This window comes from Mesorhizobium sp. WSM4810, from assembly GCF_055811235.1.
In genome coordinates, this window is sequence record NZ_JBVVQV010000016.1 from 1 (window position 1) to 13752 (window position 13752).

10 protein-coding genes and 4 pseudogenes are annotated in these 13752 nt (G+C 61.2%); 11 read left to right on the forward strand and 3 right to left on the reverse strand.

What is annotated here, in order from left to right; translation table 11 throughout:
• From AC0L3O_RS21855 to AC0L3O_RS21870, 4 genes and pseudogenes are all read left to right on the forward strand, one after another.
• A pseudogene (locus AC0L3O_RS21855) lies at window positions 1–149 on the forward strand (IS5/IS1182 family transposase); the annotation flags it as partial.
• A gap of 600 nt (window positions 150–749) precedes the next feature.
• The gene (locus tag AC0L3O_RS21860) at window positions 750–1205 is read left to right on the forward strand and encodes a GNAT family N-acetyltransferase (RefSeq protein WP_473536665.1); all 456 of its coding nucleotides are present in this window, start codon (window positions 750–752) and stop codon (window positions 1203–1205) included.
• A gap of 344 nt (window positions 1206–1549) precedes the next feature.
• A complete protein-coding gene (locus AC0L3O_RS21865; protein ID WP_473616559.1) occupies window positions 1550–2518 on the forward strand; it encodes an omptin family outer membrane protease in 969 nt (322 codons plus the stop codon).
• Window positions 2519–3062: 544 nt separating this feature from the next.
• A complete protein-coding gene (locus tag AC0L3O_RS21870; RefSeq protein WP_473616560.1) occupies window positions 3063–3257 on the forward strand; it encodes a hypothetical protein in 195 nt (64 codons plus the stop codon).
• 688 nt (window positions 3258–3945) lie between these two features.
• Here the strand turns inward: AC0L3O_RS21870 and AC0L3O_RS21875 are convergent.
• Window positions 3946–5117: pseudogene (locus AC0L3O_RS21875) on the reverse strand (IS110 family RNA-guided transposase).
• Window positions 5118–5473: 356 nt separating this feature from the next.
• Here AC0L3O_RS21875 and AC0L3O_RS21880 point away from each other — a divergent pair.
• The 7 genes and pseudogenes from AC0L3O_RS21880 (at window position 5474) to AC0L3O_RS21910 (ending at window position 8840) form a co-directional block, all read left to right on the forward strand.
• A pseudogene (locus AC0L3O_RS21880) lies at window positions 5474–6433 on the forward strand (ArdC family protein).
• The gene (locus AC0L3O_RS21885) at window positions 6430–6627 is read left to right on the forward strand and encodes a hypothetical protein (RefSeq protein WP_473616561.1); all 198 of its coding nucleotides are present in this window, start codon (window positions 6430–6432) and stop codon (window positions 6625–6627) included. Before AC0L3O_RS21880 ends, AC0L3O_RS21885 begins: the two are co-directional and overlap by 4 nt.
• Before the next feature lie 18 nt (window positions 6628–6645).
• Window positions 6646–7066, forward strand: a pseudogene (locus tag AC0L3O_RS21890) (DUF2958 domain-containing protein).
• Window positions 7067–7145: 79 nt separating this feature from the next.
• Window positions 7146–7505, forward strand: coding sequence for a ParB/RepB/Spo0J family partition protein (locus AC0L3O_RS21895; protein ID WP_473616563.1), 360 nt, complete (start codon window positions 7146–7148; stop codon window positions 7503–7505).
• A gap of 48 nt (window positions 7506–7553) precedes the next feature.
• Window positions 7554–8204 carry a hypothetical protein gene (locus tag AC0L3O_RS21900; RefSeq protein WP_473616564.1) on the forward strand — a complete coding sequence of 217 codons (651 nt, stop codon included), beginning with the start codon at window positions 7554–7556 and terminating at the stop codon, window positions 8202–8204.
• Between the two features lie 136 nt (window positions 8205–8340).
• A complete protein-coding gene (locus AC0L3O_RS21905) occupies window positions 8341–8667 on the forward strand; it encodes a hypothetical protein (protein WP_473616565.1) in 327 nt (108 codons plus the stop codon).
• Window positions 8664–8840: a hypothetical protein gene (locus AC0L3O_RS21910; RefSeq protein ID WP_473616566.1), complete on the forward strand. Its 177-nt coding sequence runs from the start codon at window positions 8664–8666 to the stop codon at window positions 8838–8840. Before AC0L3O_RS21905 ends, AC0L3O_RS21910 begins: the two co-directional genes overlap by 4 nt.
• Window positions 8841–9705: 865 nt before the next feature.
• Here the strand turns inward: AC0L3O_RS21910 and AC0L3O_RS21915 are convergent.
• Together AC0L3O_RS21915 and AC0L3O_RS21920 are read right to left on the reverse strand one after the other, a co-directional pair.
• Window positions 9706–12066, reverse strand: a complete 2361-nt coding sequence (locus AC0L3O_RS21915) for a S9 family peptidase (protein WP_473616568.1) — start codon at window positions 12064–12066, stop codon at window positions 9706–9708.
• A gap of 607 nt (window positions 12067–12673) precedes the next feature.
• Window positions 12674–13351 (reverse strand): OmpW/AlkL family protein, encoded by a 678-nt coding sequence (locus tag AC0L3O_RS21920; RefSeq protein WP_473616639.1) that lies wholly within the window; start codon window positions 13349–13351, stop codon window positions 12674–12676.
• Window positions 13352–13752 lie beyond the last annotated feature (401 nt).

Genomic DNA, 13752 nt, shown 5'->3' on the forward strand with positions numbered 1-13752 from the left:
ACTACCTCGCCGGCCAGCAGGGCGACGCCCTCAACGCCATCCTGGCCGCCGCCGGCTACAACTTCTCCCTCCTGCTCAGGTGGATGAAGGATTTTTTGTCGCTCTTGATGGCCCTGCTTCAACTTCGGTCGAAGTCGGTCGCCGCTTAGGACCCTGATTGTTCACGGTCGACTATCTCGGCTCACGTTGATTGTCCGAACTGTGATGGCGACGGCCCGACAGCCGCTGCGGGGTAGGCACCCGACCGGCGGCCTAACCGGCGGGGTGTGGGCGTGTCCGCCGGCTAGGGCGAACAATAAGCCGTTTCGGCAGAATTGCTAATTTAGTAAATAAACATGACCCCTTCCACCAGCCAACAGATGGGACGGACCTAGACTCGATCCGTGCGTAAACGAGTGAGTGCCGGTGCTGGCCGGCTGGAGTTCATTTCTCCGATGATGCCCACCTTGGTGGCCAAGCCGCCCCAAGGAGACGATTGGACTCACGAGGTCAAGTTCGAGGGCCACCGTTCTCAAATCCTCATCGACAACGAAGTAAACCGGGCACTTTTCTGTCAGAATGTCTCCTATATACTCAATTTACCACAATTCATCCGGAGTCCTGCATATTTGTAATATTTGTTTTGTAGTTTTTTAACATAAATTTAATGAAAAAATGCTGTTCATTAGCCCAACATTACATCTAAAAGTGAGTCGGACCTGCGCGGATGGCAGCAGGAATCGGAATTTTGACCACTGCCAGGAGAGAATATGCCTTCCATATCTACTCGCAGCGCCAACGCAACGGACGCAGAGACGGTCGCCCGTTTCATTCACGCGCTACTCGATGAACTCACTGGCGGGAAAGCGCCCACGCCCGAGGTCGTCAGACAAAGCGCGGATACGGTGCTTGCCGACGCTGGCGGGGTCGCTGTGATCGCAAGTGCAGATGACGAGCCGGTCGGCATCATGGTGCTGAATGAATGCACGGCGATCTATGCAGGAGGCAAGTTCGGCTACATTTCGGAGCTGTATGTTCGACCCGACATGCGCTCCAAAGGGATTGCCCCTCATCTGCTTGAGGTCGCCTCGCAGGAAAGCCGTGCTCGTGGTTGGAAGCGACTTGAGGTTGGAGCGCCCGGGCAACCAAAATGGAAGCGCACGCTCGATTTCTATCTGCGGAACGGGTTCGAGGAAGTCGGCCCTCGGCTCTGTCGGATAATCTAGACTCAGAGTGTCTGCTGTGGACTGGCTCAAAGCAACCTGCACGATCTCAGCGGATTGAGGTCCGGCGTGGTTGCTGCCTGCCGCTGCAATCGTACCAGCATCGTCATCCCAAATGTGTGCCTCAGATAATGCAAGGTTCCCGTCACGCCGACCGCCCGGAACGCATCGGCAAAAACCGTCGTCAATCGGGTCACGCTAACGGCGTTTCCTTGAGTGTTGAGGAACCGAGCCGAGGGCGGCAATCTGCCAACCTACAGGGGCGCTGCATAGACGACCGCGCCTGACGTGCACCCGGTTACGCAGCGTATAGCCGAATAACGGATCATTCCTATGAGGGTAGTTTCATGAAATTATATGCGAAATTCTTTGGTGGAGCGGCAGCGTTGCTCGCTGCCTGGCCGGCGATGGCCAGTGCCGCGGTGGTGAGCGAACCGGCGCCCTACAATCCCAATTTCTCTTTCATTGGCGGCGTCGGCGCCATCGACATCGAGGCCAACGAGCTAGTCTATCAGGCTCCCGGCCGCGGCTCCAAGCGGAGCCACCTTATCTGGGAAAGCACCTCTCCGGTCATTTCAGCCGAGATGACGGCGCGCAGCGAAGCCGGCTGGACCGCCAAGCTTTCCGGTCAGATCGCCTTCAGCGGCGACAGCTACATGGAAGACTATGACTGGAACCCGCGATTCTCGACCAATGATGGCTGGAACGACTGGAGCGACCGTTCGCGCTTTTCCGAGACCGATCTTGATCACTTCTATTCGGCAACCGTCGCGCTCGGCCACGACTTCCAGGTCAGCGACCAACTGCTGATCAACGTCAACGGTGGCTTCAAGTACACCTCGGTCAAGTGGACTGCCTATGGCGGCTCTTACGTCTCCAGCGATGCCGGCTTCCGGGATTCGGTTGGCGACTACCCAGGAGGCGCAAAGGTCATCAGCTACCAGCAGAAATTGCCGGTCGCCTTCGCCGGCATAGATGCGACCTATGTCCAGAATCGCTGGAACTTCGGCTTTGCGCTGAAGGGCGGGATGACCTTCTCGGCCGGCGATACCGATCATCACTGGCTGCGTGACCTGCGCTTCGAGGATGGTTTCGAATCGGCGCCGGTTCTGATGGTCGGCGGCAGCGTCGGCTACCAGTACAACGAGCGGACCAGCTTCTTCGTCTCCGGTTCCTACGAAAAGGTGTTCACCGCTCGCGGCGACTACAACGCCTATGACATGTCGACCGGCGCAAAGAGGGACGGCGACGACGACCGGATCGGCGGCGATTTTGCCGCGGCGGCAGTGATGGTCGGCATCAAGACCTCGTTCTGATCGAACGAACTCGACCGGAACGCCGAATCGATGTCCGCAACGGCGCAGAAATCTGTGGGCGCGATAGGAACGACGTTCTTTCGCCGAGCTGTCGTTCCGCGGTAGACCGTCTCTGATCTGCAGCAGTCGCCCTTGTCCCCGACAATGGTATTAGGAGAGATGCAAACCGGATGGGCCATCGAATAGGCCGATTGCGACAGCTGTGAGTTGATAGCCCTCAATCGTCGGCTTCCAGACAACGTCGAGCCGCACTCAGAACCCGCGTTCAACTTTATCGGACGATCGGTACCAACGGACGTGTTGTTCACCGCCCACTGAGAACGCGTCGCACCGAACATTCACGGCAGCGAGGAAATGGGCCCGATTCTTTCGATGTGATCGAGCGTGAAGCACACGACGTCGGCTGAGCAGACCGAGCGGTTCCTCCACCATCTGCATGAACATGCTCCGGAACTTTCAATCGCGGCTGACCTGGCCCGCCGCTTTGCCGCGATGATACGTGGCGATGACGACAAGCAGGCCTCGTCAATGGATAGACGATGCCATGAACAGCAAACTGGCTTCCCTTGCAGCAGGTCTCAGCCGTGACATTGAGGCTGTCCGGGCGCCAATCACCCAGCCCTGGAGCACGAGCCCGGTCGATGGCCAGATCAACCGCCTCAAGACGACCAAGCGCCAGATGTACGGGCGCGCCGCCGCCTATCCACTCCTCCGGAGCCGACTTCTGGCAGCCGCTTGACCCAACCGGACAAATGGACACCCGAAAAGGTAGTGCCTGCACCAAATATGCGGAAGAACCCAATTTGGCCTAAGCTTGACGGCGCCCGCGCGCCTGAAGGCGCGTGCCGGGTGCTCGTGAACCGAGCCCGCTTTTTCTTCGGCAGGCTCAGGCAGTCTCGGCCATCCGGCTTCGCCCGCTGGCGCGGGCAGCCTGTCGGCTGCTGACGGTCGCCGGCGGCCGGCGCGGTTTGTCTGTTGGCCTTTCCCGGCGGGGCGCGGTGGGCGGCACTCCCTTCTAGGCCCGCCGCGGCATCCCGCAACCCTTCGCTTCGCTTCGGGTCCTCCTCTTGCGTTCCGGTCCTTCGGGTGCGGTCCGCCTCCGACGGCGGGCCTTTCCGGTCGCGTTTCGCCGCCCACGCCGCTCACATGGGGACTTTGTCGTCAAGGCTGTCTTCGCATATCTACCTCAATGCGTTCTGATCCTAGGTCCGAGCCTGTCGTCTTGGCGCGGTGATAACACCGGTCCAAACTCACATACGGTCGCTGCGCTGTGGCAGCTGCACCAATATCCCGCTTTCGTCGGTAAGGCTCAGGGGAACGCGACCAATCTTCCGGACGGCATTTTAGGCCAAGTGGGGTGGGAGGTTCGTTCGCCCAGGATCAGCCGGGAGCGATCAAATCCCGGCGGATGGAAAAGAGTACGTTGATCATGCCGGCTTCATGACAGCGCCCTCAATGACAGCACCATGATGAACATACTTCCATAGCGCGATCAGAAGTTTTCTCGCGAGCGCAATAATGGCCGGCTTCCGGCGCCTGCCACCGTCGAGCGCGACCCTCTCCTGGAACCATTGTGCTAAAGCCGATCGAGGTTGATGCAAAAGCCAGAACCACGACAATTGCACCATCACGGTCCTCAGCCTCGGATTGCCCGCCTTCGATACGCCCTGTTCCCGGCTGATCGATCCGCTTTGCCACGGTGTCGGCGTCAGACCGGCATAGGAGGCAAGCTGCCTTCGATTCGCAAATTCGCGATACAGACCCTCGGACCAAAGCACCTCGGCAAAGTCCGCTCCCACGCCGCGCAGTTGCTTGAGCATCGACATTCCATTGGCGACTTTGATGGGTCGCCTTCATTGCGAGCCACTTCGTCACGTGCTGCTTCCACGTCCTTGATTTGCCGAAGCACGAGCTCGATCCGGTCCAGTGCACGGACAATCTCCGCTTTGAGATTCGACGGTAGTTCACGACCGTCTCCGGTCCTAAGTTCTTCCAGTCGAGTGCGGCGGTCCCGCTTCAGCGGCTCAAATCCAACGATGCCCTGCGAGAACAAGAGCCCCTTGACCCGGTTCACGATCTTGATCCGCTCCGCGATGAGAGCGCGTCGCTCACGGCTGTTGCGCTTTCGGTCCTCTTGCTCGGGCGATGGCGGAACGACCATGGCGCATACCCGCGGCTCGCCGCGCTTGTAGGCAAGCAGGGCGCGAAGGAGGGTCCAGCCATCCAGCTTGTCCGTCTTCGCCCGGCGCTTCCTGCGTGACGTGGCAATGGATGCTGCATCAACCACATGGCTTTCGATACCGTCACGCTCAAGGATCCGATGTATCCAGAAGCCGTCCAGGCCAGCCTCCTGGATTGCGATCACCGGCATGTCACGGCCCGTTCTGCGCCGAACCGTCGCCTTCAACTGGCTGATAAGGTCGAACAATCCGGCCGTATCGCCTGCCTTGACGACGCGCTTTGACATCTTCTCTCCGTTGCACGGCAACAAGCTTGTCACCAACCAGCTCGAGCGACTGAGTTCCAGGGACAGGAAGATAGCGCCGAGTGTCGTATGGACCGCATCGGTTTCAATCTCAGTCACGTTTTCAGCTTTCATGTGTTCTATCCCTCCAAGTTGTTCATGAGCAATACGCCGGCCAAAGCGAGTTGATCGCAGCTGCAGTCATCGCTTCGCGATGTGGTTTTGGTTGTTGCCTGCCCCGCTCGCGGGGTGGGCGACGCTCCTTTCTAGGCCCGCTGCGGCAGGCCGCAATGTTCGCTCCGCTCACATCCTCCACTCCGTTCCGGCCCTTCGGGTGCGGCCTGCCTCGTTCAGCGGGCCAAGCCAGTCGCGTTCTGCCGCCCACCCCACTCACGGGGGCAGGCACGCGAGATCGGGATCGAGCGCTGCCTCCACCGCCCATGGGATCTTCCGGGGAAAGGCGCGGCGAGTGGTTAGCGGAGGACGAAGGAATGCGTGCAAACGACAAGCGTTGCGCCAGCGCAGAGGCTGGCGCGGCTAAGGGCGGGCGGCTGGGCGCGGGCCTTTATCAGGAGATCACGGACCGCATCATTGCCGAACTGGAGCGCGGCACCGTGCCATGGGTCAAGCCATGGAGCAGCGCAAACGCCGACCTCGGCCTGCCGCGGAATGCGGCCACCGGGCGCCGCTATTCCGGCATCAACATCCTGATCCTGGGGGCGCCGTCATCGATCGCAGTTATCCCGGCCAGAACTGGCTCACCTTCCGGCAGGCGCTTGCTCTTGGCGGCAATGTCAGGGAGGGCGAGCGCGGCATAACAATAGTGCATGCCGACCGCTTTGTCCCCAAAAACGAGAAGGAGCGCGCCAAAACAGGACGGCGACGAGCCGCAGACGGTGCCGTATTTGAAGCGCTTCACCGTTTTCAACGTCGCGCAGTGCAACGGCCTGCCCGAGCACCTTTACGGCAACGCCGAACCGCTGCCCGAACGCGAGATCATCCCACAGGCCGAGGCGCTTATTCGAGGAAGCGGCGCGGATTTCCGCATCGGCGGCGATCGCGCTTTCTACATGCCGGGCAGTGACACCATTCAGTGCCGCCGCAGCCGGCATTCTTTCAGCAGATCGACTATTACCGCACCTGCTTCCACGAGCTTGGCCACTGGACCGGCCACCCGGCGCGGCTGGCGCGCGACCTCTCCGGCGCCTTCGGTTCCAAGACCTATGCGCGCGAGGAATTGGTTGCCGAAATCGCCGCAGCCTTTGTCTGCTCGACGCTCGGCATCGAGCCGACCGCGCCATGCCGACTATATCGGCACATGGCTGAAGGTGCTGCGCGAGGAAAATCGCGCCATCTTCCGCGCCGCCAGCCTTGCCTCCAAAGCCGCCGATTTTCTTCTTGGTTTTAACGCCGAGACCGAAGGCGCGCAACAAGACGAGATCGCGGCATGAGCGCGCGCGATCGCGACAGCCTGCGCACCGAACCGACGCCGCAAGGCGAGCAGACGCTCATTCCCGTGTCCGGCCGGTCACCACGCGCGACCGCCTTGCCCTTTGGCCCACGCGCCGATGCGCCGCGCGCGCGGCGCAGAAGCCGCTCGATATCGGGCTGCTCGATGAAGCCGACAGAAATCAACTCGACCTGATTTGAGAGGAGTTTTCCCATGATCTCGATCACCGACGAACTGCGCGCCCAGCTGCTCGCCAATGGCGCGACTGACATCGAGATCGACCATGGCCCGGTGGTAAAACTGTTCGATCCGACCGGGCCAGCAACCTGGCTTCTCACCGAACTCGACGCCGACGGCGACACAATGTTCGGCCTTTGCGACCTCGGCTTCGGCTTCCCCTGAACTCGGCAGCGTCAGCCTTGCCGAGCTTGCAAGCGCCCAGGGGCGGCTTGGCCTCGGCATCGAGCGCGACCTCTGGTTCAAGGCGCGCTTTCCGCTCTCCGTTTACGCCCAAGCGGCGTGCAGCGCCGGCCACATCACCGAAGCCGAGCGGCTGCTGCGACAGGCGGCAGAAGCCCTTGGCAACTCCCATTCCAAGCTTCCGCCGAACACGGCGGAGCAAGAGCGCCGATAAGGCGCAAAACCGTCCCCGCCGCGCCGGCCTTCGGCTCTTGCGGCGGGCACAATTCCACCCCCAACGAAGGAGACGAACCATGCAGCTTGCCCACATTCCTTTCGACCGGCTCAGCATTTCCACGCTCAACATGCGCCATTCCAGCGCGCCCGACGTGTCGGACATTCTGCCGTCTGTCCGCGCGCGCGGCGTCCTGGTGCCGCTTCTGGTGCGGCCCAACGGCTCGCCGGAAAGCTTCGAGATCGTCGCCGGACGGCGACGCTATTTCGCCGCGACGTCGCTCGCCGACGAGCGCGGCGAGGGCGATGCCTTGCCCTGCGCCATCATGGAAGACGGCGACGACGCCGATGCGCTCGAGGCCTCGCTGATCGAAAACTTCGTCCGCCTCGATCCCGACGAGGTGTCGCAGCGGGAGACGTTTTCGCGGCTGATCAAGTAGGGCTGCAGCGTTGCCGACATCGCCGCCACTTTCGGCATCACCGAGATTTTGGTCAAACGCATTCTGGCGCTCGGCGACCTCTTGCCGAAAATCCGCGAGGCCTATCGGCGCGAGGAAATCGAAGCCGAGACGGCGCGCCATCCGACATGGCCTCCAAGGCGAAGCAGAAGGACTGGCTGGCGCTATGCGGATCCGGAGCAATACGCGCCGCGCGGCGACCAGTTGAAACAATGGCTGTTCGGCGGCCAGTCGATTTCCTCAGAGGTGGCGCTGTTTGCCGTCGAGGATTATCCGGGCCTGATCGTCTGCGACCTGTTCGGCGAGGACAGCTATTTCGCCGACGCCGACCTGTTCTGGCAAAAGCAGAACGAGGCGATCGCTGCCAAGCGCGACGCCTATCTGGAAGCCGGCTGGCCGACGTGGCCATGCTGGAGCCGGGGCAGTATTTCCAGTCTTGGGACCGGCAAGGTCTTCATACCAGTCTCGCATCGCGGCGCCGTCGAGTGCCACGAGGGCTGGCTGTCGCGCAAGGATGCCCGCCGCGCCCGCGCGCAAGACGAGGGCGGCGAGCACGGAGAAACCCCCGCAAAGCCGTCGCGACCGGAACTCACCGGGCCGATGCAGAACTATGTGATCTGCATTGCCATGCCGCGGTGCGCGCGGCCATGCTCGACCGTCCGGGTATCGCGCTGCGCCTGATGGGGGCGCATCCCATCACAGGTTCGGGCCTGTGGCAGGCTCGCCGCGAGCCGCAGCGCACCGCCAATGAAGCGGTGGCGGCAAGCCTCGCAGCCTGCAAGGCCGAAGCCGTATTCTGCGAAGGCGGCGCGAGGTTTTGGCGCTGCTGGGGCAACCGGAGGAGGATGGCGCGGTCGCCGGCGGCAACGGCGATGCCTTTGCCACAGCGCGCGTCTTCGCCCGGCTGTTGACGCTGTCCGACGACGATGTCCTGCGGGTTCTCGCCATCGTCATGGCCGAGACGGTCGAAGCCGGCAGCGCCGTCATCGAGGCGCTTGGCAATCACCTGAATGTCGATATGGCCGGTTGCTGGCAAGCCGACGACGCCCTCTTCGACCTGTTGCGCGACAAGGAAATTGCCAATCTGATACTCGCCGATATCGGCGGCAAGCATGTCGCCCACGGCAGTGTTTCGAGAAGGTGAAGACGCAAAAGACAACCATCCGCGACTTCCTGTTCGGCGAGAACAGCAGGGAGAAAGTCGACGCATGGCTGCCGCGCTGGATGAAATTCCCCGCCGAAAGCTACACGACCCAGGGCGGCTTCCGCACCGCCGATCAATGGGCCAGAGTTCAGCCGCTGTTCATGGCAGAATGAACCAGCCAAGCCAGGCGGAGGCGATTTCGAGTGCCGCCGCCTGGCACCTCTCTCGGGCGATGCCGGCTGCACCTTTGCGGCTTTTCCGGCGCGCACCGCACGCGAAATCCCGACGCCAACTCATCGCCTTCGCCAGCCTGCGCCGCGCCGGGATGCTTGCCGAGGCGCAACGCGGATATAGCCACGTCCGCCCCTGGTCGACGTTGTCTGAACCTGCGCAAGCCCGATATCCGCGACGCCGCTGGCATCGTGTCAACCGATCGCGCGGCCTGTCTCCTAAGCGGTCTTGCGGGACACGCGATAGCGGCCATTCGCGGCAACGTTCGTCGTTCGAAATGATGCGCTGACCGCCGGCCAGCGGACTGACCGAAGACGCATCCACATTCTGACTCGCTGAAAAGATGATTCAAGAGATACGAGCCATCCCCAAGGTCGGCCGGAGCGTCCCGCTCGGCCCAAGCGTGAAAGATATCATCGCCACCTACGAGGCTCTGGAGTCGAACCGCAACCCTTCGCTCTCGCTTCGGGTCCTTCTCTTCGTTCCGGTCCTTCGGATGCGGTCCGCCTGGACGGCGGCCCTTCCGGTCGCAACTCGCCGCCCGCCCCGCTTCCGGGGAAAGCCGCGATTGGCGAGCGGAGGCAAAACGAAGCATGCAAGATAGAAGCGTGCCGTCATCGAAGAGGCAGGCAGAGGCGGGAGCGCCCATGTCCTCGATTCCCGCTTTGCGGCCGTCGAGCGTCGGAATCGTCCTGTTTCCGTCTTGCTAACGCCCGTTGCGCAGGAATCGGCGCAGGCCCTCGTCCGAGCGGTTGTCCGCTCGCTCGCCGCCTCGATCCACAGCCAACAAAACAGGGGCGAGGATTGCTATAGGCAGAAGCTGCCGAAGCCATCATCCGATTTGCTCTTTTGCAGCTCGGTTCGTTTAGCGTTCCAGTCGGGTGGGGTCTGACCAAGAATGTTGCGAACGAAGAAGTCCAGGAGTTTGCGCTCAGTGTAGATGCCTGGCACGTTGTGATCGGCACCAGGCACATAGACCATGTCGAAATCTTTTCCCGCCTTGATGAGTCGGTCGGCAAACTGCAGCGAGGAGGACGGGTCGACATTGCGGTCCATTTCGCCCACGACGATCATCAGCTTGCCCCGCAGCCTGTAAGCATTGTCGATGGCGGAGGATTGGGAATATTCAATGCCGACTGGCCACCCCATCCACTGTTCGCTCCACCTGATCCTGTATATCCGGTTGTCGTAGCAGCCGCTGTTGGCGACCGCGACCTTATAGAATTCGGGATGGAAGAGCAGCGCGCCCACCGCGTTCTGGCCGCCTGCGGACCCGCCGAAAATGCCGACATTGGAGATATCGTACCACGGATACCTCGCGGCGGCCGCCTTGTGCCATAGAATGCGATCGGGAAAGCCTGCGTCCTTCAGATTTTTCCAGGCAACGTCATGAAAGGCGCGCGAGCGGTTGTTGGTACCCATGCCATCGATCTGCACAACGACGAAGCCCAGCTGCGTGAGCGGCTCTGTCCGCGTTGAGAAGGATTTCGGGACGCCGGAGCCCTGGGGCCCGGCATAGATTTTCTCCACCACCGGGTACTTCTTCTTCGGATCGAAATTGGCGGGCAGGTGGATCACGCCCCAAATATCAGTCTTGCCGTCGCGCCCCTTGGCGTGGAAGCTGAGTGGCGGCTGCCAGCCGGCGGCGACGAGCTCGGATATGTCGGCGGTCTCCACCTCCATGAGTTTGACATCGTCGCTGGCGCGGTAGAGCATCATGCGGGGCGGCAGATCGATGCGTGACCAGAGATCGACATAGTAGCGGCCGTCGGGAGAGAACTCGACATGGTGGTTGGCCGGCTCGGGCGTGAGCTCAGTCAGCCCCTCACCGTCGAAGCCGATGCGGTACGCATGGACGAAATAGGGGTCCTCCCCCGGGTTCCTCCCGCTCGCCTCGAACCAGATCTGGCGCTTGACCGGATCGACATGGTTGACCGCGCGGACCACCCACTCACCGCTGGTGATCTGGTTCTTGAGCGCGCCCGTCTGGCCGTCGAACAGGTACAGGTGCTCGTGCCCGTCGCGCTCGGACGCCCAGATGATCTCCTTCCCGTCGTCGACATCGTAACGAAAGATTTTCCCGGTACGGTACTGGTTCATCACCAGCGGCCGGTAATCAACGAAGGTCGTGCTGGTCTCTTCGATCAGCGAGCGTGCGCGGCCCGTGGCGGCGTCTACCTCGACCAGCCGATAGAGCTGATGCCCGCGCTGGTTATATTCGAAAGTGAAGCCGCGACCGTCTGCCCACCATTGGAGAGCGGAAAGTTTGAAGGGGTTGGAGAACAGGGCGTTGTCGATCACGATCTGGCGCTGGCTGGCAATCTCGAACAGGACCGGCTGGGGCAGCGGAAGGACATCGCCCGGCTTGGGATAGACCATTGCCGAATATTCGCGCTGCAACCGGTCCGTCGACGAATTGAGGTAGGGGACCACCCGCTTGTAGCCGGGGCGAACGCGGTAGGCCGCGAGATGGCGCGAGTCCGGCGACCAGCTCAGTGTCGAAAAGACGTAGTAATTGCCCTCTGATCCATCCCGGCTCACCGCAACATCCTGCAATCCGTCATTGCTGCGCAGGAAAACATTGTGGTTCCTTATATAGACGATCCATTTGCCGTCGGGCGAGACGCTCCTCTGGTCGGGGTTATTCTTAGCCGGGGGGGTGTAGTCGTGGCGGAGCTGAAAGTCCGGCGCGTCCACATCCAAGTTTGTGCTGGTGCAGGCATAGCTTGCAACGTCGCAGCTCCACCGGACCTGCTCAATCAGGAAGTCGAGCCTGCGACCATCCTCGGTCAGTTCGAAACGGTCGAAGGGAAGATCGCCTGCCTGATAGCTCTTATGGCTCGCTTCATTTAGCGCCGCCGCCAGACGGGCATGGTCGAAGGCGGCCCGTTTCAAACCCGTGGCAGCATCGACCCGCATAAACTGCTGCTCGCCGTGGATAGTCCGGCGGTATACGAACGTGTTGGCTCCAGTCAGCCAGAACGGCCCCTCGGGGACATTCACGGTGAGCCCGCGATGGCGATCGTTGATCGCCAGTGCCCGCTCCAAATCGCTCAGCGCTAGCGGTGGATGTGCACCGTTTGAACCGTTGGACAGCGCCCCAGCGGTTGCCGATCCCGATGCCTCTTGAATTAATAACGAGAGCGCCGAAGCGCCGATCTTGACCATATCTGTTCACCTCTTCGGTTTTCGGGAGACGCATTGTTGGATCTGGCTTTTCATCGCCGGTGTGCAGCAGCGTTGAGCGTTGCTCGAAGGAGTCAGCACGCGGGGTGCAGCCGAGACGGCAGTCACCATGACCCGTGCACCCTACGCGGATATCCAGGAACTGGCCGGGTGAAGCAGACTGAAGAGTTGGCGCCGAGCCAGCAGGGTATTTTCCATTTCCACAATGATGGAAAATTCAAAGCCCGATGACGCTTGCAATCACACTCCCTTCCTTTCTCTTTACCTGGAAGGGCCGGAATTGGGCCCGGCACAAAGTGTTGGCTATGGACATTCTCTGCATGGCTGTCGTCAGTCCGTTGATCCGTGTCCGGATGAACGATGCAATATGCGCGCCAAAGGAGATCCTTTTAGATCATGGCCATCGATCGGACTGTCTGTGTCGGGTGAACGACTTTAACGTCGCATATCCGACAGCTCGGACAACCCCAAGTCACATGACCTTGGGTGTATGTCGGTTGACAAAAGTGGACCGTCGGGCCGACGGCAAAAGGGCGCACGAGGCGCCCTTCATTCGACTCGGGCTGCGCGTAAGCCGACTTCGCCGGCGTCAGAAATGGTACGTGACGCCTGCGCCAATCAGCCAGGGGTCGAGCTCCGCCTTCCCCGTCTGCTTCGTGCCGGCCACGGTGACGTCGAAGTCTGGCTTCAGGAAAAGCTTCTTCACGTCGAAGTTGACGCCCCAGTGCTGGTCGACCATGTAGTCGAACCCGACCTGCAGCGCGGTGCCGAACGTGTTCTTGACCTTGAGATCATCGGCGCTGCCGGCTTGCTGATGATAGAAGATCGTATAGTTCACGCCGGCGCCGACATAGGGCTTGAAGGCGCCGAAATCGGTAAAGTGGTACTGCAATGTCAGCGTGGGTGGCAGCAGCCAAACCTTGCCGATATTCCCCAGCCCGCCGATCGAGCGTTGGCCTGTGATGTTGGCATAGGTGGTGCCGAGGATAAGCTCGGCTGCGACATTGTCCGTGAAGAAATACGAAATATCGAGTTCCGGCGCTACGGTGTTCGAATAGGAAAGACCGGAGCCGGGCACCGCGTTAACGTAGCCCGAATCCTCAGTGATAACCCCCAACGCGCGCAGGCGGATCTGCCAAGGGCTTGGCCATTCCCTGAACAAGGCACCCTCATCCGGGTCGCACGGTTCTGCAAGGTCTGCCGCGGCCGCCTGCTGTCCTACCAGCAACAGGACGACGGCCGCTGTGAGTCCCCGCAACACGTTCATTCGCTTTGTTGCCATAATGTTGTTTCCTTGCTCGTTAGGCTTCACTGTGAATAGTCCTGCTGTGTTGATTGCTATCAACAGAATACGTGCGCGCATTGTTAGGCCTGTACTCACTTCGTCGAAGTTGGCCCTTGTTGACCTGCCGGTCGCCAATGAACGCTATCGGCGTGCGAGCCGATCGCGCTGCCAAGGAAATTGTCGCCAAGGCAATGAATGCGGCCCGCTCGGATTGTCCTTGCCGTAGCTGTGCCCGCCTGCGCTGGTCCGTAGAAGTAAGCGGGATAGGCATCGTATTAACGTAGCCCGAATATGTCCCCGAGGCGGCGCAGGCGGAACTCCCCAGAGCTTGGCTCTTAGATTGGTGTCGTAGACGGGCACGGGTAAGGGGGAGGCGGAGGGGG